At 73.1% G+C, this 23,590-nt stretch carries 22 protein-coding genes; 15 read left to right on the forward strand and 7 right to left on the reverse strand.

The features are described from left to right. The first annotated feature begins 111 nt into the window (after window positions 1-111). A complete protein-coding gene (locus tag IF55_RS32790) occupies window positions 112-1,344 on the forward strand; it encodes a cytochrome P450 (protein WP_030889051.1) in 1,233 nt (410 codons plus the stop codon). A 93-nt stretch (window positions 1,345-1,437) separates the two neighbouring features. Here IF55_RS32790 and IF55_RS32795 read toward each other — a convergent pair whose 3' ends face one another. Next, on the reverse strand, window positions 1,438-3,075 hold the full coding sequence (locus IF55_RS32795) for an ABC transporter permease (protein WP_030889048.1): 1,638 nt from the start codon (window positions 3,073-3,075) through the stop codon (window positions 1,438-1,440). After that, on the reverse strand, window positions 3,072-4,001 hold the full coding sequence (locus IF55_RS32800) for an ABC transporter ATP-binding protein (RefSeq protein WP_030889045.1): 930 nt from the start codon (window positions 3,999-4,001) through the stop codon (window positions 3,072-3,074). The genes IF55_RS32795 and IF55_RS32800 overlap by 4 nt, the downstream gene beginning before the upstream one ends. Before the next feature lie 92 nt (window positions 4,002-4,093). Between IF55_RS32800 and IF55_RS32805 the strand changes: the two genes are divergently transcribed. Beyond that, the gene (locus IF55_RS32805) at window positions 4,094-4,681 is read left to right on the forward strand and encodes a GbsR/MarR family transcriptional regulator (protein WP_398245510.1); all 588 of its coding nucleotides are present in this window, start codon (window positions 4,094-4,096) and stop codon (window positions 4,679-4,681) included. Window positions 4,682-4,883: 202 nt separating this feature from the next. On the opposite strand, the gene IF55_RS32810 is transcribed toward IF55_RS32805, so the two are convergent. Then, window positions 4,884-5,990 (reverse strand): diacylglycerol kinase family protein, encoded by a 1,107-nt coding sequence (locus IF55_RS32810; protein ID WP_245661601.1) that lies wholly within the window; start codon window positions 5,988-5,990, stop codon window positions 4,884-4,886. 155 nt (window positions 5,991-6,145) lie between these two features. Between IF55_RS32810 and IF55_RS32815 the strand changes: the two genes are divergently transcribed. Then, complete coding sequence (locus IF55_RS32815) at window positions 6,146-7,429, forward strand: adenylosuccinate synthase (protein WP_030889037.1); 1,284 nt, start codon at window positions 6,146-6,148, stop codon at window positions 7,427-7,429. Window positions 7,430-7,535: 106 nt separating this feature from the next. Here IF55_RS32815 and IF55_RS32820 read toward each other — a convergent pair whose 3' ends face one another. Then, the gene (locus tag IF55_RS32820; RefSeq protein WP_030889034.1) at window positions 7,536-8,375 is read right to left on the reverse strand and encodes a helix-turn-helix domain-containing protein; all 840 of its coding nucleotides are present in this window, start codon (window positions 8,373-8,375) and stop codon (window positions 7,536-7,538) included. 117 nt (window positions 8,376-8,492) lie between these two features. Between IF55_RS32820 and IF55_RS32825 the strand changes: the two genes are divergently transcribed. Together IF55_RS32825 and IF55_RS36540 are read left to right on the forward strand one after the other, a co-directional pair. Further along, entirely contained in the window at window positions 8,493-9,560 is a 1,068-nt protein-coding gene (locus tag IF55_RS32825) for an aldo/keto reductase (protein ID WP_030889031.1), read from the forward strand. Between the two features lie 161 nt (window positions 9,561-9,721). Then, window positions 9,722-10,141, forward strand: coding sequence for a hypothetical protein (locus tag IF55_RS36540; protein ID WP_063764082.1), 420 nt, complete (start codon window positions 9,722-9,724; stop codon window positions 10,139-10,141). Between the two features lie 20 nt (window positions 10,142-10,161). On the opposite strand, the gene IF55_RS32835 is transcribed toward IF55_RS36540, so the two are convergent. Further along, window positions 10,162-10,449 carry a hypothetical protein gene (locus tag IF55_RS32835; RefSeq protein WP_245661603.1) on the reverse strand — a complete coding sequence of 96 codons (288 nt, stop codon included), beginning with the start codon at window positions 10,447-10,449 and terminating at the stop codon, window positions 10,162-10,164. A 111-nt stretch (window positions 10,450-10,560) separates the two neighbouring features. Here IF55_RS32835 and IF55_RS32840 point away from each other — a divergent pair, with 111 nt between their 5' ends. From IF55_RS32840 to IF55_RS32855, 5 genes are all read left to right on the forward strand, one after another. After that, window positions 10,561-11,415 (forward strand): Scr1 family TA system antitoxin-like transcriptional regulator, encoded by an 855-nt coding sequence (locus IF55_RS32840; RefSeq protein ID WP_030889022.1) that lies wholly within the window; start codon window positions 10,561-10,563, stop codon window positions 11,413-11,415. Between the two features lie 12 nt (window positions 11,416-11,427). Beyond that, window positions 11,428-11,619: a DUF397 domain-containing protein gene (locus IF55_RS32845; RefSeq protein ID WP_030889019.1), complete on the forward strand. Its 192-nt coding sequence runs from the start codon at window positions 11,428-11,430 to the stop codon at window positions 11,617-11,619. 324 nt (window positions 11,620-11,943) lie between these two features. Further along, on the forward strand, window positions 11,944-12,078 hold the full coding sequence (locus IF55_RS41280) for a hypothetical protein (protein WP_281181158.1): 135 nt from the start codon (window positions 11,944-11,946) through the stop codon (window positions 12,076-12,078). Continuing rightward, entirely contained in the window at window positions 12,078-12,377 is a 300-nt protein-coding gene (locus tag IF55_RS32850) for a hypothetical protein (RefSeq protein WP_030889016.1), read from the forward strand. The genes IF55_RS41280 and IF55_RS32850 overlap by 1 nt, the downstream gene beginning before the upstream one ends. A gap of 308 nt (window positions 12,378-12,685) precedes the next feature. Then, window positions 12,686-13,138, forward strand: coding sequence for an SRPBCC family protein (locus tag IF55_RS32855; RefSeq protein WP_030889013.1), 453 nt, complete (start codon window positions 12,686-12,688; stop codon window positions 13,136-13,138). Window positions 13,139-13,168: 30 nt separating this feature from the next. Here the strand turns inward: IF55_RS32855 and IF55_RS32860 are convergent, their stop codons facing one another. Next, window positions 13,169-14,371, reverse strand: coding sequence for a serine hydrolase domain-containing protein (locus IF55_RS32860; protein WP_157854530.1), 1,203 nt, complete (start codon window positions 14,369-14,371; stop codon window positions 13,169-13,171). A 354-nt stretch (window positions 14,372-14,725) separates the two neighbouring features. Here IF55_RS32860 and IF55_RS32865 point away from each other — a divergent pair, with 354 nt between their 5' ends. The 3 genes from IF55_RS32865 to IF55_RS32875 all read left to right on the forward strand — a co-directional run bounded on the left by IF55_RS32865 (window position 14,726) and on the right by IF55_RS32875 (window position 17,823). Beyond that, window positions 14,726-16,105: an aspartate aminotransferase family protein gene (locus IF55_RS32865; protein ID WP_037966606.1), complete on the forward strand. Its 1,380-nt coding sequence runs from the start codon at window positions 14,726-14,728 to the stop codon at window positions 16,103-16,105. A 215-nt stretch (window positions 16,106-16,320) separates the two neighbouring features. Beyond that, a complete protein-coding gene (locus IF55_RS32870) occupies window positions 16,321-17,067 on the forward strand; it encodes a GntR family transcriptional regulator (RefSeq protein ID WP_078645658.1) in 747 nt (248 codons plus the stop codon). A gap of 105 nt (window positions 17,068-17,172) precedes the next feature. Then, complete coding sequence (locus tag IF55_RS32875) at window positions 17,173-17,823, forward strand: hypothetical protein (RefSeq protein ID WP_048832963.1); 651 nt, start codon at window positions 17,173-17,175, stop codon at window positions 17,821-17,823. A 64-nt stretch (window positions 17,824-17,887) separates the two neighbouring features. Here IF55_RS32875 and IF55_RS32880 read toward each other — a convergent pair whose 3' ends face one another. Next, the gene (locus IF55_RS32880; RefSeq protein WP_030888997.1) at window positions 17,888-18,640 is read right to left on the reverse strand and encodes an SLATT domain-containing protein; all 753 of its coding nucleotides are present in this window, start codon (window positions 18,638-18,640) and stop codon (window positions 17,888-17,890) included. Window positions 18,641-18,954: 314 nt separating this feature from the next. On the opposite strand from IF55_RS32880, the gene purD reads away from it, so the two are divergent. Together purD and IF55_RS41020 are read left to right on the forward strand one after the other, a co-directional pair. Beyond that, a complete protein-coding gene (purD, locus tag IF55_RS32885; RefSeq protein WP_030888994.1) occupies window positions 18,955-20,220 on the forward strand; it encodes a phosphoribosylamine--glycine ligase in 1,266 nt (421 codons plus the stop codon). Window positions 20,221-20,560: 340 nt separating this feature from the next. Next, window positions 20,561-23,296 (forward strand): hypothetical protein, encoded by a 2,736-nt coding sequence (locus IF55_RS41020; protein WP_037966604.1) that lies wholly within the window; start codon window positions 20,561-20,563, stop codon window positions 23,294-23,296. Window positions 23,297-23,590 lie beyond the last annotated feature (294 nt).

Genomic DNA, 23,590 nt, shown 5'->3' on the forward strand with positions numbered 1-23,590 from the left:
AATGACATTATTATATGTAACACAACTAAGTACCGGTAGGGGGCAAGGGTCTCGGCGCCGCGGCGAAAACCCCCTCCCCGGGAGCGAGTTCGCCGGTTACGCTCGCGGGGCATGAGCGAAGCCCTCGCCTTCGACCCCTCTTCGGCGTTCGACCCCTGGTCGCCCGAGTTCGCGGCGGATCCGTACCCCGGCTACGCCGAGCTGCGCGAGCGGGGGCGCGTGCACTGGTTCGCGCCCTCCCGGCAGTGGCTGGTGCCGCGCTACGACGACGTACGCGCCCTGCTGCGAGACCGGCGGCTCGGACGGACGTACCTGCACCGCTTCGGCCACGAGGAGTTCGGCCGCAGCGCGCCGCCCGACTGGCACGAGCCCTTCCACACCCTGAACGACAACGGCCTGCTCGACCTGGAGGCGCCCGACCACACGCGGCTGCGGCGGCTGGTCTCCAAGGCGTTCACGCCGCGCATGGTCGAGCGGCTCGCCCCGTACGTCCACCGGACGGCCGACGAACTCGTCACCGCGCTGCTCGCCGACGGCGGCGGCGACCTGGTGGCGACGGTCGCCGAACCCCTGCCCGTCGCTGTGATCGCGGAGATGCTGGGGGTGCCCGCCGCCGATCGCGGGCTGCTGCGCCCCTGGTCGGCCGCCATCTGCGGGATGTACGAGCTGAATCCGGGCGAGGACACCGCCCGCGCGGCGGTACGGGCGTCCGCCGAGTTCTCGGCCTACCTGCGCCACCTCATCGCCGTCCGGCGCGCCGAGCCCGGCGAGGACCTGATCAGCGCGCTCATCGCGGCGTACGAGGAGGGCGACCGGCTCAGCGAGCAGGAGATGGTCTCCACCTGCGCCCTGCTCCTGAACGCCGGGCACGAGGCCACGGTCAACACGACGGGCAACGCCTGGCTCGCGCTCTTCCGCCACCCCGAGCAGCTCACGGCGCTCCGCGCGGACCACAGCCTGCTGCCGGGCGCGGTGGAGGAGCTGATGCGCTTCGACACGCCGCTGCACCTCTTCGAACGCTGGGTCCTCGACGACATCGAGGTGGCCGGCGTGCACCTGCCGCGCGGCAGCGAGGTGGCGCTCCTCCTCGGCTCCGCCAACCGCGACCCCGCCCGCTTCGACCGCCCGGACGCCCTCGACCTCACCCGCCCCGACGTCCCGCACCTCAGCCTCGGCGCGGGCATCCACTACTGCCTCGGCGCGCCCCTGGCCCGCCTCGAACTCGCCGCGGTCTTCGGCGCGTTGCTGCGCCGCGCGCCCGGCCTGCGGCTCGCGGCGGAGCCGGAATGGAAGCCGAACTTCGTGATCCGGGGGCTGCGGGAGCTGCTGGTCGAAGCGGGGTGAGGCAGGAGGCATGGAAGTGCGGAGCCGGATTCCGCTACAGATCCGGCGCCGCACGTTCAGGGGCCCCACCCCTGTCCGGGGCCGGGGCCGTTCTCAGCCCACGTCCCGCCGCCGCAGCCCGTACAGCCCCGCCGCCGTGAGCGCCACGGCCAGCGCGGTGAGCCACAGGAAGGGGGCCGCGGAGCCCACCGGCCCCGGCAGCTTGGGCAGATGGCCGAAGGGGGAGAGGTCCATGACCCACCGCGGGGCGTTCAGCATCGGACCGATCCAGCCGACGGCGAGGGCCGCGCCGACGACGCCCCACGCGGCGGTGGCGTACCTCGGCAGCGCGGCCGCGAGCAGCACCGTCACCCCGGTCAGCGCCCAGACGGCGGGGGTCTGGGCGAGGACGGCGGCCAGGACGCGCGGGAGCCGGCCGCTGATGTCGTGGGCCGTGGCCCCGTACGCGAGGCCCATGGCGAGGCCGCCCGCCGCGAGGACGGCGGCCGTGCCCGCGAACGCGATGACCAGATGCCCGGCGGCCCACCGCAGCCGGCCGACGGCGCAGGCCAGCAGCGGTTCGGCGCGCCCGTCGGCCTCCTCCCCGCTCAGCCGGAGCACGGAGCCCGTCGCGTAGAGGGCGGCGGTCAGGCCGAGCATGCCGGTGATGGTGGCGAGGAACGCGTCGGTGAGGCCCGCCTGCCCGTGGCTGCCGCCCAGCCGCTCGAAGATGTCCTGCGTCCGCTCGTTGTCGCCGACGATGTCGGCCGCGCCGTGCGCGACGGCCCCGAAGACGGCCCCGGCGAAGGCGAGCCCGGCCAGCCAGCCGAGGAGCGTGCCGCGCTGGAGCCGCCAGGCCAGGCTGTACGGGCCGCGGAGCGCGCGCCCCGCGGCGGCCGGCCCGGGCCGGGTGGCGAGGAGCCCGGCACCGAGGTCACGGCGGGCGGTGAGGGCGTACGCGCCGAGCGCGGCCGCGGCGGTCAGGGCGGCCGGCAGCAGCAGGACCCACCAGCGGTCGCCCGCGTACGGGCGGACCTGCTCGGGCCAGCCCAGCGGCGAGAGCCACAGCAGCGGCGACCGGCCCCCGGCGGCCGACGCGTCGCCCGCCGCCCGCACGATGAAGGCCGCGCCGATCACCGCCGCCGTGATGCCCCTGGCGAGCCGGGCGCTCTCCGTGAGCTGCGCGGCGACGGCGGCGACGCCCGCGAAGACCATGCCGGTCGCGCCGATGGCGAGGCCGAGGGCGAGCGCGCCCGCCGCGCCCTGGCCGACGGCGGCGAGGCCGCCGGCGATCAGGGCGGCGACGAGGATGTTGGCGGTCAGCGCCGTGCACAGGGCCGCGGTGAGCGGCGCGCGGCGGCCGACCGCGGCCGAGGACAGCAGTTCCTGTCGGCCCGTCTCCTCCTCGTCGCGGGTGTGGCGCACCACGATGAGCAGGCTCATGACGCCGGTCAGGGCCGCGCCGAAGGCCATCATCCGCCACGCCGTGAGCGCGCCGACGGAGTCGCCCAGCACCGGCCCGTACAGCGCGCGCAGGGAGTTGTTGGCGGACATGGAGCGGGCGAAGTCGGCGCGTTCGGCCGCGGTGCCGTACAGCTTCTCCAGGGACAGGGCGGTCGAGACGACGGAGACGGACAGCGCGTAGACCCAGACGGGCAGCATGATCTTGTCGCGGCGCAGCGCGAGGCGGGTGAGCGGCCCGGCGCCGGTGAGGTGCGAGCTTCCGCTCCTGGTGGCGGCGAGGGCGCTCATCGGGCCGCCGCCTCGGTCCGCCGCGCGGCCGGCACGTCGCCCTGGTCCGTCTGGTAGTGACGCAGGAACAGCTCTTCGAGGGTGGGCGGGGTGCTGGTCAGCGACCGGACGCCGGACTCGGTGAGCTGCCGCAGCACCGGGTCGAGCTTGTCGGTGTCGACCTGGAGCCGGACCCGGGTGCCCTGGACGGACAGGTCGTGGACGCCGGGCAGCCGGGAGAGCCCGTTCGGCGGCGCCGCCAGCTCCGCGCTCACGCTCGTACGGGTCAGATGGCGCAGGTCGGCGAGGGAGCCGCTCTCCACGGTGCGGCCCGCGCGGATGATGCTGACGCGGTCGCAGAGCGCCTCGACCTCGCTCAGCACATGGCTGGAGAGCAGCACCGTCCGGCCGCGCTCGCGGGCCTCGCCGACGCACTCCTGGAAGACCTCCTCCATCAGCGGGTCGAGGCCGGAGGTGGGCTCGTCCAGGATCAGCAGGTCGACGTCGGAGGCGAACGCGGCGACGAGGGCGACCTTCTGCCGGTTGCCCTTGGAGTAGGCCCGGCCCTTCTTGGTCGGGTCGAGTTCGAAGCGTTCCAGCAGCTCGGCGCGGCGCGCCGGATCGAGCCCGCCGCGCAGCCGCCCGTACAGGTCGATGACCTCGCCGCCGGAGAGGTTGCGCCACAGCGTGACATCGCCGGGCACATAGGCCAGGCGCCGGTGCAGCTCGACCGCGTCGTGCCAGGGGTCCCGGCCGAGCAGTCGAGCGGCGCCCCGGTCGGCGCGGAGCAGGCCGAGCAGGACGCGGATGGTGGTCGATTTCCCGGCTCCGTTGGGACCGAGGAAGCCGTGTACCTCGCCGCTTTCGACGGAGAGGTCGAGGCCGTCGAGCGCGTGCGTCCGGCCGAATGACTTGTGGAGGCCGGACACGGTGATTGCCGTCGTCATTTTTTTGAAGCTACGGTAGTTTCACAAAATTGTGAAGTTAAGGAACCGTATAAACTTGGGGCGACCGGCTGGCCAGGGGAGATGATGCGGACGTGAGCGAGCAGCGCGAGGCGACGGATACGGCGCGGCCGGAGGAGACCGCCCACGGCGGCCCCGGCGGAGAGGACCGGGACCGGGACCCGACCCCGGACCGGGACCCGGAGGCCGTCTCCCGCTTCGTCGAACGGTTCGCCGGCGAACTGGCCGAGGCCGGCATGCAGCGCATGGCCGCCCGCGTCTTCGTCGCGCTCCTCGCCTCCGACACGGCCGCGCTCACCTCCGCTGAGATCGCCGAACAGCTCAAGATCAGCCCCGCCGCCGTCTCCGGCGCCGTCCGCTACCTCACCAACACCGGCATGATCAGCCGCGAACGCGAACCGGGCTCCCGCCGCGACCGCTACCGCCTACACGAAGTGCTCTGGTACGAGATCTTCACCCGCCGCGACCAGCTCTTCCTCCGCTGGGGAAAACTCCTCGGCGAGGGCGCGCAGACCCTGGGCCCGGACACACCGGCGGGGGAGCGGCTGGCGGAGACGGTGGAGTTCTTCCACTTCCTCCACGACGAGCTGCTGGGCATGCTGGGGCGCTGGCGCGCGCACCGGGAAGCGAAGTTCGGCCCGGGCGCGGGCGGAGTGGCGTAGCCGGGGCCTCGGCCCCGGTCTCCGCGTCCCCGCCCCTTCGGCCCTGGGCTTCGGGTCCGGCCCTCGCGTACCTCGCCGCTTATGCGCGTACGTTGCCGCAAACATGCGTACGGCGTCGTTTACGGGCGTGAGGCCGGGGTTACGCGCTCCCGGCGGGCCCTGGCTCCGGCCCCGACCACGGTCTCCGCGTCCGCGCCCCCGCTCAGCCGTCGCGCCGGGGGAGCGTCAGCCGGAAGGCGTCCGGGAGGACGGTCCAGGTGCGGGTGCGCACGGGGCCGCCGACCACCGCGTCGGCGCGGTAGCGGAAGTCCGGCCCGGAGACCGTGATGGCGCGGGCGCGGGCCCGTATCCCCTCGTCGGAGAGGGTGCGGTGGACGACGACATCGGCCAGCCCGTCCGCCGCCGAGGCGGACACCGTGATCCGCTCCACCGGCCGGTCCAGATCCGCCAGCAGCACGCCGTCGGCCTCGACCCGCAGCCGCTGCGGCGCGGGCGGGGAGGAGCGGCGACGGGCGGACGCGGGGGCGGCGAGCAGGGTGGTCAGGGCCGTACGGGCGGTCCGGGCGGCCGGCGTCCACCAGGGGTGCCGCCCCTCGCGGTGACCGTCGCGATGTCCCTCGCGATGCCCGCCGGGGGCGGCGGCGGCCCCCGGCCCGTCGCTTTTCCCGCCGACCCCGTCCGTACCGCTGCCGCTGCCCGTACCGCTGCCGCTGCCGTCCGCACCGCTGCTGCCGCCGCCCGTGCGGGAGTCGCCGGAGGGGGCGGCCTCGGGGACGTACGGCAGGTGGGGAGGGCGGCCGTCGTCGGTGGCGGCGTCCTCCGCCTCGTACGGGCCGAACGCGCCGCCCCAGCCGCCGCCCGAGGGGATGCGCAGCCCGCCGAGGACCACGCCGCCGCTGTCGTCGACGAGGAGGTCGAGCCGCCGCTCGGAGCCGTCGAGCACCGCGCGGGCCGCCGCCACCGCGCCCGTGGGCACACCGAGCGCGCGGACCAGGGAGACCGAGGCGGCGGGGCCGACGGGGACCACGGCCAAGGAGGCGCCCGGCAGCTCGCGCTGCCGGTGCAGCAGCCCCACCACCCGCAGCAGAGCGAGATCGTCGCCGATCACGACGGTGCGGCGATGGCCCCGGCGGGACAGCGCCCGCTCGACCTCCTCCGGCCCGTCGGGCAGGCAGATCTTGGTCGTGGCGCCCGCGCACAGCACGTCCTTCGCGATCCGCACGGATTCGCCGTCCACGCGGCGGGCGACGGGGTCGATGACCACGAGCAACGGGTGCGCGCCACTCGTGTGGGGCTCTGGAGCCGACACCTCGGTCCTTCCTCAGGTAGCATCTCGGTGCAAGAGCCCCTTGCGCTATTGCGCCAGGGGCTTCGTCTATTCCGGGGCACCGGTTCGACGGCTCTAGCGATGACAGAAACCATCGCGCACGTTGGACATGCCCCGCCCGGAAGGGGTGTACGCCTGTGCCCGCACTTGTGCTGCTCGGTGCTCAGTGGGGTGACGAGGGCAAGGGGAAGGCCACCGACCTGCTCGGCGGCTCAGTGGACTACGTGGTGCGTTACCAGGGCGGCAACAACGCCGGCCACACGGTTGTCGTAGGCGACCAGAAGTACGCACTGCACCTTCTCCCCTCCGGCATCCTCTCGCCGGGGTGCACCCCGGTGATCGGTAACGGAGTCGTCGTCGACCCGGCGGTCCTGCTCTCCGAGCTGAGCGGACTGAACGAGCGTGGCGTCGACACGTCCAAGCTCATGATCAGCGGTAACGCCCATCTGATCACGCCCTATCACACCACCGTCGACAAGGTGACGGAACGGTTCCTCGGCAAGCGGAAGATCGGCACCACGGGCCGCGGCATCGGCCCGACCTACGCGGACAAGATCAACCGCGTCGGCATCCGCGTCCAGGACCTCTTCGACGAGTCGATCCTGCTCCAGAAGGTCGAGGCGTCCCTCGACTTCAAGAACCAGATCCTCGCCAAGCTCTACAACCGGCGCGCCATCGTCGCCGAGCAGGTCGTCGAGGAGCTGCTGGGCTACGCGCCGCAGCTCAAGGAGTACGTCGCCGACACGACGCTCATCCTCAACGACGCCATCGACGCCGGAAAGGTCGTCCTCTTCGAGGGCGGCCAGGGCACGCTGCTCGACGTCGACCACGGCACGTACCCCTTCGTGACCTCCTCGAACCCGACCGCGGGCGGCGCCTGCACGGGTACGGGCGTCGGCCCGACGAAGATCAACCGGGTCATCGGCATCCTCAAGGCGTACACCACGCGCGTCGGCTCGGGCCCGTTCCCGACCGAACTGCTCGACGCCGACGGCGAGGCGCTGCGCGACATCGGCGGCGAGCGCGGCGTCACCACCGGCCGCGACCGCCGCTGCGGCTGGTTCGACGCGGTCATCGCCCGCTACGCGACGCGCGTCAACGGCCTCACGGACTTCTTCCTCACGAAGCTGGACGTGCTCACCGGCTGGGAGCAGATCCCGGTCTGCGTCGCCTACGAGATCGACGGCAAGCGCGTCGACGAGCTGCCCTACAACCAGTCCGACTTCCACCACGCGAAGCCGGTCTACGAGAACCTGCCGGGCTGGTCCGAGGACATCACCAAGGCCAAGACGTTCTCCGACCTGCCGAAGAACGCGCAGGCGTACGTCAAGGCCCTGGAGGACATGTCCGGCGCCCCGATCTCCGCCATCGGCGTGGGCCCGGGCCGCACGGAGACGATCGAGATCAACTCCTTCCTGTAGGAAGCGATCACCGGTGCCCGCCCGCCCGCCCTCCGAGCGAGGGCGGGCGGGCTTTCTCGGTGGTACGGGAGGGTGCTGGGCACGCGGGCGGGGACGGGCTTCGAGGTCACCGTGCGCACAGCCGGGCCAATGCCGACTGGCTCTCCTCGTCCGCCGCACGGTAGATCAGCAGCCGCTGCTCCGGATCTTCGAGCGGTATGAGCGTTTCGAAATCCATCGCGATCTCGCCGACCTCGGGGTGGCGCAGCACCTTGTGCCCGCGGCCGTTGACCTTGATCTCCCGCTCGTTCCACCGCCGCGCGAATTCCTCGTCGCGAGCGGTGAATTCGGCGATGAGGCCGGTCAGCGCACGGTCCTCCGGATGCGTCGCCCACGCCGCGCGCAGGTGGGCGACGCCCTCCCGTACGACGCGTTCCCGGTCGGCGTAGAACTCGCGTACCTCCGGGTGCATCAGGCACAGCCACATCGCGTTGCGCCGCGCCGGGGGAAGGGTGGCGAAATCCAGGAACAGCCTCGTCACCTCGTGGTTCCAGGCCAGGATGTCGTAGCGGTGGTTCACCAGCATGGCCGGCAGCGGCGACAGGTCGGCGACCAGCCGGGCCAGCGGCGGCGGCGCGGTGGTGGCCGGCTCGTCGGCGGTGCGGAGGCGTTGCTGTGCCAGGTCGAAGAGGTAGCCGCGTTCGACGGGGGACAGGCGCAGCGCGCGGGCCAGCGCCTCCAGCACGTCCGCGGAGGGCCGTAGCCCGCGCCCCTGCTCCAGCCGTACGACATAGTCGACGCTCACCCCGGCCAGTTCGGCGACCTCTTCGCGGCGCAGCCCCGGGGTCCGCCGGGCCTGCCGGCGCGATGGCAGGCCGAGCGCGCCCGGGTCCAGGCGTTCGCGCCGGGCCCGCAGGAATACGGCCAGCTCCTGTGTGGGGTCCACGGTGTCGGTGTGGGTCGTCATGACCGTTCCAACAGCGAGGGTGGGACTGGCGTTCCCAGGAAGTTCTCTCCCTTATCGCCGGCCCGCGATGGAGACAGCCTGGTTCTCGGCAACGGATCACGAGCACAGGAGCAATCCATGTCACTCACCCTCGACACTTACCGGCTGCTGGGCCGCTCCGGGCTGCGGGTATCACCGCTGGCGCTGGGCGCGGCGACCTTCGGCACCGAGTGGGGCTGGGGAGCCGAGCGGGACGAGTCGCGCAAGCTGTTCGACCTCTACGTCGAGCGAGGCGGCAACTTCATCGACACCTCCGCCACCTACACCAATGGCAGCTCCGAGCGGATGCTGGGCGAATTCACCCGCGACAACCGCGAAAGCCTGGTCCTGGCGACGAAATACACGACGCTGCGCAGCCCCGCCGACCCGAACTCCGGCGGCAGCCACCGCAAGAGCCTGTTCGCTTCCGTCGAGGCGAGCCTGCGACAGCTCGGCACGGACTACATCGACCTGCTCTACCTGCACGTATGGGATTTCACGACGCCGGTCGAGGAGATCCTGCGCGGCATGGACGACCTGGTGCGGCAGGGCAAGGTCCTGTACGTGGCGATGTCCAACGCCCCCGCCTGGCAGGTGTCGCGCATGCAGGCGATCGCCGACCTGCGCGGCTGGTCGCCGCTGGTCGCGCTGCAGATCCACTACAACCTGATCGAACGTGCCGGCGAACGCGACCTGATCCCCATGGCCCGCGAGATGGGGCTGGGCGTGGTCCCCTATTCGCCGCTGGCCGGCGGGGTGCTCACCGGCAAGTACAGCCGCGACGACGTGACCACGGCGCCCCCCACCGCCGCCGGCTTCGGCCCCCGCAAGAGCTTCAACGCCTCCTTGGGTTTGGTCAGCGAACGTAACCTCGCCATCGCCGACGGCGTGAAGGAGATCGCCGCGGAGCTGGGCCGCACCCCCTCCCAGGTCGGGCTGGCCTGGGCCATGCACCAGCCGGGCGTGACAGCGCCGATCATCGGCGCCCGCACCCCCGCCCAGTTGGAGGACAACCTGGGCGCCTTGGACGTCGACTTCACCGCCGCCCAACTGGCCCGCCTCGACGAGCTCAGCGCGTTCGACCTCGGCTACCCGCATGACCTGCTCGCCGGTGACCACATCCGCAACGCGCTGGCCGGCGACCTGAAGATCCCGACCCGCCGCTGACGTCCGGCCGGGGGCCGGAGGGCTTGGGGGCTGGGGGCGGCGGGCGTCGGCCCCTGGCGGCCCCGCCGTCGAGTCGGCCGACCGCCCCCAGTTCGAAAAGCCTTCGAAGGGCGTTCGAGGTCATGGCACGATGTACGGCATGACGACGAACCGAAAGGCCCATGCCGCGTAGCCGGCCGGGCCACGTCCGCGCCGACACCACGGGCCGGCCCGCGACCCAGCACGCCGGCCCCGTCATCGACGGCTTGTCCGCCCGGGCCCTGTCCGAGGTCGCCGGTCTCGAACGCACCCGGAACTACCTGTATCCAGGAGACGTCGGCAGGGCGGTGGCTCTGTGGAAAGAGTTCGTCCACCGCCCGGAACGCGAGCTGTGGCGCGACTACGACCGGCACTGGCACGACGACGACTGGCTCCGCCTCGAATGGGCCTGTTGCGGCAGCCCGCTGGAAGCCCGACAACTCCTGGACACCGTCGCGCGAGCCATGTCGCACGACGGCGCCCGAGAGCTCCGAAAGATCATCAGCAGACTCGACGCCTTCTGGACCCCGCCCGCACTACTGGACGTGGCGGACGGAACGTAGAGAACGTTAGGACTACGGGCTCAGGCGCCGCACCACGGAACACGGCACGTGTGCGGCGCCAAACCCTCCGGACACAACTCCTTGAGCACCGCCTTGCGGATCGCGTGCCACGTCCGCAGGGAGCACACCAGGCGGACGCGCAGCTCGACCGCCTCCCGCGCGCCGCTGTCCTGACCGGGGTGCTCGATCGCCCACTGGTCCGCCAGGAAGTCGGACATCTCGGCGGTCGTCAGATCGCCGCCGGGATACGCGCGAACAACGTCCGCCTCCACGATCCGGGCGCTCCGGGCCCCCGCGGCCCGGTCCACGAGCCCCCTGACCCACGCCAGGCCCTCCTCGTCCGCGGCGCCCGCCTTGGCTGGGCGGCTGCGTCTGTGACGGCATGGCTACGCTGTGTCCTTCCAGGGGAAGGGGAGCCGATGCCGGTACGTAAGCCTCCGACCGAGCGGCAGCGCCGATTGGGTGCCGAGTTGCGCAAGATGCGCGAGCGGGTGGGGTTGAACATCAGTGAGGCCGCCGCGATACACCGTACGGACCGGACCACGGTCAGCAATACGGAGTCGGCGCGGTCGGGCGTCAGCAGTGACCGCGTGAGGGTGTGGGCCGCCAACTACTCCTGTCCCGACGCCGAGTACATCGACGCGCTCGCGGAGATGGCGCGTGAGCGCGGGACGTATTGGTGGGACGAGTATCGCGATTCGGCCGTCGCCAGCGCTCTCGACCTCGCGGAACTGGAGCACCACGCGGCGGCTCTCCGGTCAGCACAGATCACGCACATGCCAGGACTGCTTCAGCACGAGGACTACGTACGTGCCGTGTTCGCGGAGGCGGTGCCGCCGATGGCGCCCGAAGCCTTCGAGCGCAAGCTTTCCTTCAGGATTCGGCGCAGTGGCGTCCTCGATCGCTCCCCGGTTCCGCCGGTGTGCACGTTCGTCATCCATGAGATGGCGCTGCGCATTCTGTTCGGCGGCAGGGCGGTGCTCAAGGCGCAACTGCACCACCTTCTTGAGCAGTCCGAACGCGAAAACGTAGTGGTCCGCATTTTGCCTCTTGAGGCCGGCGGCTTCCCTGCCGCGGCGAATTCGACCCTCTTGGCATGCGGGCCGGTCGCGCAGCTCGATACCGTGCAGACGGATACCGCGGCTGGGTCCATGTTCCATCACGCGGAGACGCATCTTGCGAACTACCGTGCTGTGATAGACCTGTTGGAGGAGCGGTCTCTAGGCCCAGGTCGGTCCCGTGACTTCATCCGTGAGGCAGCACAGCAACTGTGAAGGTGTACCGGAGTGGACATCCAGTGGCTTAAGTCATCGTTCTCGGAGCAGCCCGACGGCAACTGCCTCGAACTCGCATCCTGCGAGGGGAGCATTCTGCTGCGCGAGAGTGACGACCCCGGCGTGGTCCTCAAGACCACCCCCGCGAAGCTTCGCGCGTTCCTGGCCGGTGCCAGGGCTGGAGAATTCGACGGCGTGGCGTAGTCGGCGTACGCCGAATGGGTGCGACCTTGCGCAACATGTTGTGTGCGACGTCACGTTGGCGCTACCTTCGCAACTGCGCGCCGTAGTCGAGAGATTGCGGCAAGCAACAGGGTGCCCCGGCGGTGTTAGCAGCACCCCGGGGCGTGGTCAACGCCTAGTGCTAGCAGGAGCGTCGACATGACCAACCGTATCCAATCCGTCCTGCGGCGAACACTCGCTCGCGTCACATCTTTGTTCGCCGCCGTCACAGCGGGGTGTCCTCCCGAGCCCCCGGCACGGGCGGCGGGCCCGGAGCCCCGGCCGGCAGGCCGATCGGTGACGACGGTGGCCGACGACTGGCCGTTGCCGTACGTGCCGCCGGTGTTCGCGTTCAGTGGGATCGATATCGGGCCCGATGGGGTGCGGGTGCGGCTCACGCCGGTCGCGGACCGGGCCGCGATGGCCGGGATGGCCTGGTGATGGGGGCGAACGCGGCCGCGCCGCTCTCGCCGCTGCGGATCAGCCGGGTGCCGAGCAAGCCGGTGCGGCGGGAGGAGGACGGGCGGATCGCCATTCACCTCTGGTTGCAGTGCGACGGGGAGTTCGGCGGCGATGTGACGCTCCGGCTCGCGCCCGCCGACGCCGAACTCCTGCACGCGCAGCTCTGCTATTCCCTCGACGACTGGCCGGCCGTCGAGCCGTCCGCCGGTGAGCGGCTGCCGGACTGCCGCAAGAAGGTGCAGAGCGGCGGCGACAAGGGCGGTCGGCGGCGCGCGTAGCGGCCGGTCGCTCCCCGCCCGGGGTGTTCTCCGTACGGCCCCGCCCGGCCGCCCCTCCTCCGGCGGGCCGGGCCGTACGGCCCCGCCCGGCCGCCCCTCCTCCGGCGGGCCGGGCCGTGCGGGGGCGCCCCTCACCTGGCGACCGCTTCCGCCGGACGTGCTGCCCGCGCGCTGCGGGCGGACACTGGGAAAGGCCGGGTCGGCGCTGACCCTCGGCGCTGACGGCGGCCTACGGGCCCGCAGCGACCTCCGAGTAATCCGAGGCAATCCGAGGCAATCCGAGCAGTCCGAGCGAGCGGAGGAAAACCATGGCCGACAAGCTGGAATTCGTCTACGTCGTCTATATCGAGAGCGCCCCGGAAAAGATCTGGACCGCTCTCACGGACCCCGGGCAGACCGCCGCCTACTGGGGCCACAGCAATGTCTCGGACTGGCAGGTCGGCTCCCAATGGGAGCACCAGCGTACGGACGGCTCGCGCGTCGCCGAGGTCGTCGGCACGGTCGTGGAGAGCGCGCCGCCCACGCGCCTCGTGACGACGTGGGCCGAGCCCGGCACGGGGCAGGAGGCCGAGCCCTCGCGCGTCACCTTCGACATCGCACCGTACGGCGAGATCGTCCGGCTCACCGTGACCCACCAGGACCTGGCCGGGGAGGCCGAGCGGGATGCCGTGGCCGGGGGGTGGCCCGCGGTGCTGTCCAACCTCAAGACGTTCATCGAGACCGGGCGCCCGCTCCCGCAGGAGCCTTGGACCATGCCGTAGCGGCAGGCCATCGGCGGTACCCGCGGCCCGTCAGCCGCAGATGGCGTCGTCCAGCACCTTGTCGATGGGGCCGCCGATGCGCGGGTCGGCGGGCCAGTCGGCGAGGTTCGCGGACAGTACGACCCGGTGTGACCGGTCCGGTGTCGTGAAGGCGAGGGTGGCGAAGCCGGGGATGCCGCCGGTGTGGCCGACGGCCAGGCGGCCGCAGCTCGACTTCCGGTGCTTGAGGCCGAGCCCGTACCGGCTGTCGGGGTCGCCCGTGGGTACCGTGCGGTTCATCTCCTTCCATTCGGCCGGGCGCAGGAGCTTTCCGGAGGTGAGCGCGGTGAGGAAGGCGTCCATGTCGTGTGTGGACGTGACGGCTTCTCCGGCGGCGCCCGCCATCGACGGGTTCAGCTCCGTGATGTCCACCTGCCGCGCGTCGCTTTCCCCCTTCCCCTGGAGCGTGATGTAGCCGTGCGCGTGCGGTCCGGGGAGAGACGTCCCGTCCTCGGGCACGGACGTGTGCCGGAGCCGCAGAGGTTCGATGATCCGGTCCCGTACCTCCTCCGCGTACGAACGTCCCGTCACGCGCTCGATGATGAGGCCGAGGACGACGTAGTTGGTGTTGGAATACCCGTAATCCGTGCCGGGCGGGAAGTCGGGCGTCCGGGCCGCCGCCTCGCGCACGAGCCGCGTGCTGTCGTAATGGCGGAAACGGGTGCGGACCAGGTCCTCGCCCTGCGGCAGGTCGCGCGCGAGGTCGTGGAGGCCGCTGGTGTGCTGGAGGAGCATCCGCACCGTGATGTGCCCGGCCCCGGGCACGAGCCCCGCGGGCAGGTAGCGGTCGACCGAGTCGTCCAGCGACACCTTGTCTTCTCCGACGAGTTGCAGCAGGGCGACGGCCGTGAACATCTTGGTGGTGCTCCCGGCGCGGAACAGGCCGCCTCGCGGCACAGGAGCGCCGCCGTCCGCCCGAGCCTTCCCCGCGCGGGCCGTCCAGGTGCCGTTCTCATCCGTCACCCGCACCTGGGCGCCCACGGCGCCGACCCGGGCGAGTTCCTCAAGGTGCCGGCGAATGCGTTCGCGCGCGCCGTCGCCGGTCTTCGGCGCGGTGCCCCCCCTCGTAGCCTCCGCCGTCGTAGCGTCCGCCGACGCGGCACTCGCCGAGGCGGCGCTCGCGGACGTGGCGTACGCCGGAACGGCCGTCACGCCGACCGCGACGGTGAGAAGGGGTGTGAGCAGAGGCCGCACGATACGCATGTTTCCCCACGAACGATGGGAGTCAGGTGGTCTGTCCCCGGTATTCCACGGCACATGGCTCCCCCGGGGCACTGGAGCAGGCCCCCGGCTTCGCCTGGGGAGAACCCGGTCCCCGGGCGGGGGATGCCCTCACCGGGGCGTGCGGGTCGGCAGCGTGCGGTTCGGCGGCACGCGGCTCGGCAGTGCGCAGGTCCGCCGCGCGCGGCTCGGCAGTGTGTCCGGCTCCGTGACGACTGCCATACACACTGCCGGTATCGGCCCTTCCCCCTGGTCCCTACCCTGGCGGTGTCCGTCTCCCACCCCCGGCGGGCCCGAGCGCCCCGAACCGATTCGAGGTATCCGACTGTGAGCACGCAGCCTCAGCAGCAGGCCACCGCCCAGCCCGACCCCGCCGTCGGCGCCGCCGTGAAGGCCGCCGACCGCGCGCACGTCTTCCACTCCTGGTCGGCGCAGGGACTCATCGACCCGCTGGCCGTGGCGGGCGCCGAGGGCTCGTACTTCTGGGACTACGACGGCAACCGCTACCTCGACTTCTCCAGCGGCCTCGTCTTCACCAACATCGGGTACCAGCACCCGAAGGTCGTCGCCGCGATCCAGGAGCAGGCCGGGAAGCTCACCACCTTCGCGCCCGCCTTCGCCGTGGAGTCGCGGTCCGAGGCGGCGCGGCTGATCGCCGAGCGCACCCCCGGCGACCTCGACAAGATCTTCTTCACCAACGGCGGCGCGGAGGCCGTCGAGAACGCGGTACGGATGGCCCGGCTGCACACCGGCCGCGCGAAGGTGCTGTCCGCCTACCGCTCGTACCACGGCGCGACCGCCGCCGCGATCAACCTCACCGGCGACCCGCGCCGCTGGCCGTCCGACACCGCGTCGGCGGGCGTCGTGCACTTCTGGGCGCCCTTCCTCTACCGCTCGCCCTTCCACGCGCGGAACGAGACGGAAGAGCGCGACCGCGCGCTCCAGCACCTTGAGGACACCATCGCCTACGAGGGGCCCGGCTCCATCGCCGCGATCATCCTGGAGACCATCCCCGGCACGGCCGGCATCATGATCCCGCCGCCCGGCTACCTCGCCGGCGTCCGCGAGATCTGCGACCGCTACGGCATCGTCTTCATCCTCGACGAGGTGATGGCGGGCTTCGGGCGTACGGGCGAGTGGTTCGCCGCCGACCTCTTCGACGTCGTCCCGGACCTCATGACCTTCGCCAAGGGCGTCAACTCCGGCTACGTACCGCTCGGCGGCGTCGCCATCTCGGCGGAGATCGCCGCCACCTTCGAGACCCGCCCCTACCCCGGCGGCCTCACCTACTCCGGCCACCCCCTGGCCTGCGCCGCCGCCGTCGCCACCATCAACGTGATGGCGGAGGAGGGCATCGTCGGCAAGGCCGCCGACCTCGGCGCCCGGGTCCTGGAGCCGGGGCTGCGCGAGATCGCCGAGCGCCACCCCTCGGTGGGCGAGCTGCGCGGCGTCGGCGCGTTCTGGGCGCTGGAGCTGGTACGGGACCGGGAGACGCGCGAGCCGCTGGTGCCGTACAACGCGTCGGGCGAGGCGAACGCGGCGATGGCCGCCTTCGGCGCCGCCTGCAAGAAGTCCGGCCTGTGGCCCTTCGTGAACATGAACCGCACCCACGTCTGCCCGCCCTGCACCACCTCCGAGGCCGAGGCCAAGGAAGGGCTCGCGCTGCTCGACGCCGCCCTGAACGTGGCGGACGAGTTCACGGTCTGACGCCGATACGGCTCCGGCCCCTCCTGACGCCGATACGGCTCCGGCCCCTCTCCCGCGCGGGCCGCGCCCGTACGTCCCGGCATCCGCCCCCTCACCCGCAGGCCGCGTCCGTCTCTCCCCCCCCCGAGACGGCGCGGCCTGCGTCATGCGCGGCGGTGAAGCAGCCTCCGCAACGCGCCTCGCATATCGTGTGTGCGCGACGACGAGAGGCGCAGATGTCAGGGAACTCAGCAAAGGGCGGCGCAGTACTGCGCACCACGCTGCGCGCGCAGATCGCCGACGCGCTCCGCGACGAAGTGCTCGCGGGACGGCTGCCGCCCGGCCGCCATTTCACGGTCAAGGAGATCGCCGAACAGTACGGAGTCTCCGCCACCCCGGTCCGTGAGGCGCTGCTGGACCTGTCCGCCCAAGGACTCCTCGACGTCGAACAGCACCGCGGCTTTAGGGTGCACGAGTTCTCCTCCCAGGACTTCCGCGACATGATCGAGGCCCGCACCCTGATAGTCGAGGGGATCTTCCGCTGCTCCGCCGAGTGCGCGGTACGGTCCTCCACGCCGAGCGCGCTGGCCTCCGTGCGCCGCCGGGCCGAGGAGGCGAGCCGCGCCGCGCGCACGGGCGACCTCGACATCCTCATCGGGTACGACCTGCGGTTCTGGCGCGAACTCGCGGGCCTCATCGGAAACCCGTACATCATGGACTTTCTGGACCGGGTGCGGATCCAGAGCTGGATCTTCACCGTGCCGCGGCTGCGGCGCCTCCCGGAGCTGCGCGGCCGGCTGTGGCACGGCCACATCGAACTCGTCGAGGCCGTGGTCGGACGGGACCCGGGCGCGGTGGGGCGGATCATCACGGCGTACAACGCGCACTCGCTCGCCCTCGTCGACGCCCCGCCGCGACCGCCGGGACGGCCCACGGGGCTGCCGGGCACGGATTTAGGCACGGGGCCAGCGCCCGAGAGCTGACCCGAAGCCGTGCCGTAATCGCCGCCGCACGCACTGTGTGATGCGCCGCCCGCCCGCACTACGCTTGCCCGACCATCGCATCGACGCGAACGAGAGTGAGTTCACGTGGCCTGTGACCTCTGGCTGGTCCCCCTCGTAGACGTGCTGTGCCACAGCCCCGACAACCCCTTCGCCGAGGAGCTCGCCGCCTACGACAAGGCGCTCGGCGAGGCCGGGCTGCCGCCCATACCGGTCTACAACTACATGCCCGGCCTGTCCGGCGACGTCGCCCCCGTGGCGGGCTTCGACTACGACGCGCTGCACTTCCTGCGCCGCGCCTACCTCCTGCACATCTGCGGACTCGCCGTCACCCCGGTCGACGAACTCGGCGGCGACTACGAGCAGTTGCTGGAGATGTTCGAGACCACGGCCCAGCAGTCGCACCTGGTGTGGCACTACGACCACGCGGGCGCCTACGTGCCCGTCGACTTCCCCCACCCGCTCGCCAACGACGAACTCCTCGAAGGCGGCGGCCCCTTGGGCTCCGCGTACGGACTGCTGCGGGAACTGGAGGCGGTGGCCCCGGTATTGGGCATCGACCACGCCAACCCGCCCGCCCCGCCCGCGCCCCCGGCCCGCCCGACCGGCCTGGAGGAGCCCGCGGCCCCGGGCCCGTACGAGGACAACCCCTTCGCGCGCGAACGGCACGTATGGCTCGGGCTGCACGCGGCCGTGACGCGCAGCCTGGGGCAGGGGTCGATGATCGTCTTCAGCTAGAACCGGCCCGCGGGAGCACCCCTTCCGCGGGAGCCCCCCGCGCGAGCACGCCCTGCCCGGCGTGTCAGCGCGGCGGCTCCGGGGGCCGCTGGCGCGGCATGTTCGGGCGGGTGCCCGGCGGCAGCGGGAAGCGGGTGACGGGGCTGCCGCCCTCGGGCCGGGGGTTCCAGGCCACCAGCGACTGGAGCAGCAGCGGCCCCGTCCCGGACCCGAACTCCACCATCCAGTCCGCCGTCTCCGACCGTACGAGCTCCGTCACGTCCTCCGAGAACCGCCGCAGCACCGTCAGGCAGCGCTCGGCCGCCTCGCTCGCCGTGCCCTCCGTCGGGCCCAGCACCTCGCGCACGCTCTCCGACGCCCAGTCGAACTGGAGCACCCCGAGGCGGCGTTGCACGGCCTGCGCCGTGGCCACGTGCCGCATCCAGCCCGAGGACAGCCCGAAGAACCGGTCGCAGCCCACGCACGCCGCCGCCGCGAGCAGCCCCACGAACCCCCAGGCCGCGCCGCCGTGCAGCACGCCCGCCAGTTCCAGCAGCGGCAGCGCCGCGCCCGCGACCGCGCCGAGGGCGGCGCCCGCCCGCAGCACGCGCGCCCAGCGGCGCTTGTTCACGCGGTCCGCGAGGTACCAGGCGATGACGCGCAGCGCGCCGTCCTCAACCCAGCGGTACAGCTCGTCCAGCCGGTCGGCGGGCTCACCCCAGTCGCCGAGCGGGAAGGGCCGGCCGCGCAGGTCGTCGCCGTCGCCGTGCCGCGGCTCCTCCTGCTGGTCGCCCTCCTCCCGTGGTGGCCCCTCGGGTTGCATCTCCGGCTGGCTCACCCGTGCGCTCCCTGTGTGACGATGTGGCGGTGTGACGATGTGGCGGTGGTGGCATTGTGACGCTGTGACGCCGTGACGCTGTGATGTTGTGGCGGATTGACGGCTCGACGACTCAACGACTCGACGACTCGATGGCTTGGTGCCCGGCGGCTGACGCGCAGGCCCCCATTCCTACCGCCGAACGGCTGGCCTTGAGCCCAAGATCGAGGAATTTCCCACTGGAAGTGGTGCGGCATCGGGTATAGGCCGACGGGCCCCCTCACTCAAAAGAGTGCGCGCGGTGACCGAAACGGCGTTCCCGTAGGCTGCACCCCGTGAAGGTCCTCGTCATCGGCGGCGGCGCCCGCGAACACGCCCTGTGCCGCTCTCTCTCCCTCGACCCCGACGTCACCGCCCTGCACTGCGCCCCAGGCAACGCCGGGATCGCCGATATCGCGACGGTGCACCCCGTGGACGCCCTCGACGGCGCGGCCGTCGCGGAACTCGCCCTCGCGCTCCAGGCCGACCTCGTGGTGGTGGGCCCCGAGGCGCCGCTGGTGGCGGGCGTCGCGGACGCCGTGCGCGAGCGCGGCATCGCGGCCTTCGGCCCCTCGGCCGAGGCCGCGCGGCTGGAGGGCTCCAAGGCCTTCGCGAAGGACGTGATGGCCGCCGCCGAGGTGCCCACCGCGCGCTCGTACGTCTGCGCCGGCCCGGCCGAGATCGACGCGGCGCTCGACGCCTTCGGCGCGCCCTACGTCGTCAAGGACGACGGCCTGGCCGCCGGCAAGGGCGTCGTCGTCACCGACGACGTCGAGGCGGCCCGCGCCCACGCGCTGGCCTGCGGCAGGGTCGTCATCGAGGAGTTCCTGGACGGCCCGGAGGTCTCGCTCTTCGCCGTCACGGACGGCGAGACGGTCGTACCGCTGTCCCCCGCCCAGGACTTCAAGCGCGCCCTCGACGGGGACGAGGGGCCCAACACGGGCGGCATGGGCGCGTACTCGCCGCTGCCGTGGGCCGACCCGAAGCTCGTCGACGAGGTCCTTCAGACCGTCCTCCAGCCCACCGTGGACGAACTGCGCCGCCGGGGCACGCCGTTCTCCGGGCTGCTCTACGCGGGGCTCGCGATCACCTCGCGCGGCGTGCGGGTCATCGAGTTCAACGCCCGGTTCGGCGACCCGGAGACCCAGGTCGTCCTCGCCCGCCTCAAGACCCCGCTGGCCGGGCTGCTGTACGCCGCCGCCACCGGTGAGCTGGCCGCCTTCCCCGCGCTGCGCTGGAGCGAGGGCGCGGCCGTCACGGTCGTCGTGGCCTCGCACAACTACCCGGGAACGCCGCGCACCGGCGACGCGATCGAGGGCCTCGCCGACGTCGCCGAGCGGGACGCCCCGCACGCGTACGTCCTGCACGCGGGCACCAAGCGCGACGACGCCGGGCGGGTCGTGAGCGCGGGCGGGCGCGTCCTGTCCGTCACGGCCTCCGGAGCGGACCTGGGCGAGGCCCGGACCCGCGCGTACGAGGCGGTCTCCCGGCTGCGCCTGGACGGCTCCCACCACCGCACGGACATCGCGGCACGGGCGGCGGAGGCCGCTGCCCAGGTCTGACCGGCTCGTACTACGGACTCCCGGGGCCGACCGGCGCCGGGTACGGGCCCCGGGGCCGGGGCTCCTGCTCCGCCGCGCTCCCGGGGCCGACCGGCGCCTACTACGGATTCCTCCTACGAACGACGGATTCTCTGCCCAAAGCCATTCCATCGAGTGACCGCGCCCCCGTCCTGCTGACGCGCGGCCCACCCCCAACTAGGGTGCGGCGCAAGCCAGCAGCCATCCGGCAACTGGCCCACCGGCATTGCGTTGTCAGTGGCCGGTGCCAGAGTGGGCACGTGGGCGTCGCCGCCGTCGGCACACGCCCTCGCACACCCACCGACAGTGCAGGCAGCAGGGGGTGATCGGTCTCGTGGCAGGTCCGGAAGCAGGAGCCCAGGCGGCGCGCGGCAGGGCACTCGCCGTCCTGCGCGTCCGCAGCGCCGCGCTGGCCGTCGCGCTGCTCCCCGCCGCCGTCGCCGTCGTGCTGCTCGCGGGCAGCGCCATGGGCCGCATCGGCGACAGTTGGGACGCGGTGCGCTGGACGGTGGTCGGCGTCGCCGTCGTCGTCCTCGCGCTGGCGGCGGGCGTCGCCGCCGTGGTCGTACGGGCCCGGCCCGCGTGCAGTCCCACCGTGCCCGTGCCGGAGGAGACCGCCCCCGACCTCTACCGCCTCGTCCGCGACCTCGCCGACCGGCTCGGCGTGCCGGCGCCCTCCGCGATAGCGCTGACGCCGGACTGCGACAGTTGGCTGGAGGACCGTACGCACCCGGCGCACGGCGCGCGCGGCCGGCGTGTTCGCCGGGGCGGTAGGGCGGGCCGGGAGGCCGCCGCGGCGGCGCCCGTGCTGGTCGTCGGCTCGCCGTTCCTGTGGTGGATGCGCGTCGCCGAGCTGCGGGCGCTGCTCGCGCCCGTCGTCGCGGGCACCGGACCCTCCGCCAACCCGGACATAGCGGCGGCCCGCCGCTTCGTGCGCGGGCTGGACGCGGCCGTCGCGGTCGGCTCGGCCGGGAAGGCCGGCGTGGGCGGTGTGGGCGGCGTGGGTGGTATCGGCGGCTGGGCGGCCGATGGGCGCGGGGCCGCGGCGGGGCGGCCGACCGGGCCGGTCGCCGCCGTGCTCGCCGTCGTGCGCAGACCCGCGCTGGCGTTCGTCGGGTGGGTCGCCCGGCTGCTGCTGCGCTCGTGCCGGGTGCACGCCGCCGAGATGGAGCGCGGCGTCGCCGCGGCGGCCTCCGAGCGCGCCCAGAGCGTGGACTACGGCCTGCGGATCGTCGCCCAGGAACAGGTCGGCCTCGCCTACGCGGGCTGGGACCGGCTGCTGACCCGGGTGGCGCTGCCCGCGTGGCGGATGGGCCGCTGGCCGTCCCGGCTCGACGCGGGCGTCGTCGCCGCGCTCACCGAGCTGTCCCGCCGCGACCGCCTCGCCGACGGGTTCACCACCCGGCTCGGCGAGCGCCCCGCCTGCGACCTCCTGGAGGAGCCCGGCCTCATCGACGAGGCCACCTCCCTGCTGGCCGCGCGGCTCTTCCACGGCGGCCCGCCGGAGCCGGGCCCGGACTGGTCCCCGGTGGCCTGGGGCCAGTACCCGGAGGAGGTCGTCGACCGCAAATGGCGCCAAGAGGCTTCCCGCCTCCACCGCGCCCTGGACGACGTCCCCCCACCGGCGGCCCCGCCACCTCCGGAAGCCCCACCGCTGAGCCCGCCGCCACGGGGCTCCGCCGCACCCGGTACCGCCGCGGCGGGTGCCACTTCGCCGGGCGCCGCCTCGCCCGGTCCCGCGCCGGGTACCGCCGCGGCGAGCGCTGCCGCGCCGGGCGCCGCCGCGCCGGGTGTTACTTCGCCGGGTGCCGCGCCGTTGGAGCCCGCCTCGCCGGATGCCGCATCGCCCGGTGCCGCCTCGCTGGGCCCCGCTGCGGCGGGTCCCGTCTCGCCGGGCGCCGGGCCGTCGGAGCCCGCCGCGCCGGGCGCCACCTCGTCCGGTCCCGCCGCTGAGGGTGCCACCTCGTCGGGCGCTGACTCGTCGGGCGCCGCGCCGCCGGAGCCCACCCCGCCGGGCGCCGACTCGCCCGGTCCCGCCTCGCCGGAGCTCAGCTCACCGGATGCCGCCTCGTCGGGCGCCACCTCGCCCGGAGCCCGTACCCCGGCGCGTACACCCGCCCGTACGGACGGACGTGCCGAGACCCGTACGGGTGGCCGTATCGACGCCCGCGCGGGTGGGTCGGCCGAGGTCCGTACGGACGGCCGTACCGAGGCCCGCGAGGGCGGGTGGGGCGAAGCCCGTATGGGTGGCCGTACCGAGGCCCGTACGGACGCGCACATCGAGGCGTCCACGGACGCGCGTATGGAGGCCAGCGCTGACGCCCGTACCGGGAGCCGTACGGACGCTCCTACCGAGGCCGGTACGGACGCCCGTACCGAAGCCCGTACGGACGCGTACATCGAGGCATCCACGGACGCCCGTACCGGAGCCCGTACGGACGGACTACCCGCGGCTGCCGCCGATGGCGCGGGGGAGGGTACGGACGCGGTGGGCGGGGGTGCGGACCGGGAGGGGGCGGTGGCCGATGCGGGGCCGCCCGCGGCGCCGACGCTGGCGCGCGTCATCGCGCGGCTCACCTCCGCCGATGGCGGTGCGGACGTCGGCGACGGGCTGGCGGCCTGGCTCACCGCCGAGGTCGCGCGGGAGGAGGCCGCCCAGCAGCGGGCGGCCGAGCGGCAGATGGCCCAGCAGGCGGCCCGGCAGGAGGCGGCCCGGCGGGAGACCGCCGCGTGGGAGGCCGGGCCCGGCGACCGGGTGGCGGACGACCCGTGGCTGGACGGCCTCGCGCCGCCCTTCCCGCTGCAGCCGCCGCGCACCGGCCGTGAGCTGCTGACCGACCACGTGACCGCGATGGTGTGCTGCGCGGCCATGGACTCCGCGGGGGCGTCGCCGGGCCTGGACTGGCTGGACGGGCCCGCGCTGCTGTTCGACGGGGTGCGGCGCGGCGATCTGGCAGGTCCCGTCCTCAGCCTCGTGGAGGACGGCGACGACGGGCCGTTGCGCGGCTGGCTGGCGGAGGTCGGAGTGCGCCCGGAGAAGCCCGTCCGGCTGGTGTGAAACCGGGGGGTCCGAGGGTGCCCGGCGGTCGGCGCGGCTGCGGGGCGGAGGACGACCCGCCGGGAAAATAGCGACGAGCGGTGACGATATGAGTGCGTTATGTGATGTGCTGGGGCCTCGCCGCCTTCGATGACAGGGCTCGGACCGGACGGCCCGTACGATCGCGCGGCGATACGAGCACGCGACGGGACGAGTACGGGACGAGTACGGGACGAGTACAGGACGAGTACGGGACAGGCAGAACGAGTACGCGGCAGGACGAGCACGGAGCGGTACGGGCACGAAGCAGGCTCG

Origin of the sequence: Streptomyces varsoviensis, from assembly GCF_000718635.1 — a bacterium.
GTDB classification, from domain to species: domain Bacteria; phylum Actinomycetota; class Actinomycetes; order Streptomycetales; family Streptomycetaceae; genus Streptomyces; species Streptomyces varsoviensis.

What these genes read in the sequence shown, in the direction of transcription:
- IF55_RS32820 (WP_030889034.1), bottom strand. Translation starts at nt 8,375, where the DNA reads ATGACGACCCACACCGACACCGTGGACCCCACACAGGAGCTGGCCGTA.
- IF55_RS32870 (WP_078645658.1), top strand. Translation starts at nt 16,321, where the DNA reads ATGTCAGGGAACTCAGCAAAGGGCGGCGCAGTACTGCGCACCACGCTG.
- IF55_RS32850 (WP_030889016.1), top strand. Translation starts at nt 12,078, where the DNA reads ATGGGGGCGAACGCGGCCGCGCCGCTCTCGCCGCTGCGGATCAGCCGG.
- IF55_RS32840 (WP_030889022.1), top strand. Translation starts at nt 10,561, where the DNA reads ATGCCGGTACGTAAGCCTCCGACCGAGCGGCAGCGCCGATTGGGTGCC.
- IF55_RS32795 (WP_030889048.1), bottom strand. Translation starts at nt 3,075, where the DNA reads ATGAGCGCCCTCGCCGCCACCAGGAGCGGAAGCTCGCACCTCACCGGC.
- IF55_RS32855 (WP_030889013.1), top strand. Translation starts at nt 12,686, where the DNA reads ATGGCCGACAAGCTGGAATTCGTCTACGTCGTCTATATCGAGAGCGCC.
- IF55_RS32800 (WP_030889045.1), bottom strand. Translation starts at nt 4,001, where the DNA reads ATGACGACGGCAATCACCGTGTCCGGCCTCCACAAGTCATTCGGCCGG.
- IF55_RS36540 (WP_063764082.1), top strand. Translation starts at nt 9,722, where the DNA reads ATGCCGCGTAGCCGGCCGGGCCACGTCCGCGCCGACACCACGGGCCGG.
- IF55_RS32790 (WP_030889051.1), top strand. Translation starts at nt 112, where the DNA reads ATGAGCGAAGCCCTCGCCTTCGACCCCTCTTCGGCGTTCGACCCCTGG.
- IF55_RS32825 (WP_030889031.1), top strand. Translation starts at nt 8,493, where the DNA reads ATGTCACTCACCCTCGACACTTACCGGCTGCTGGGCCGCTCCGGGCTG.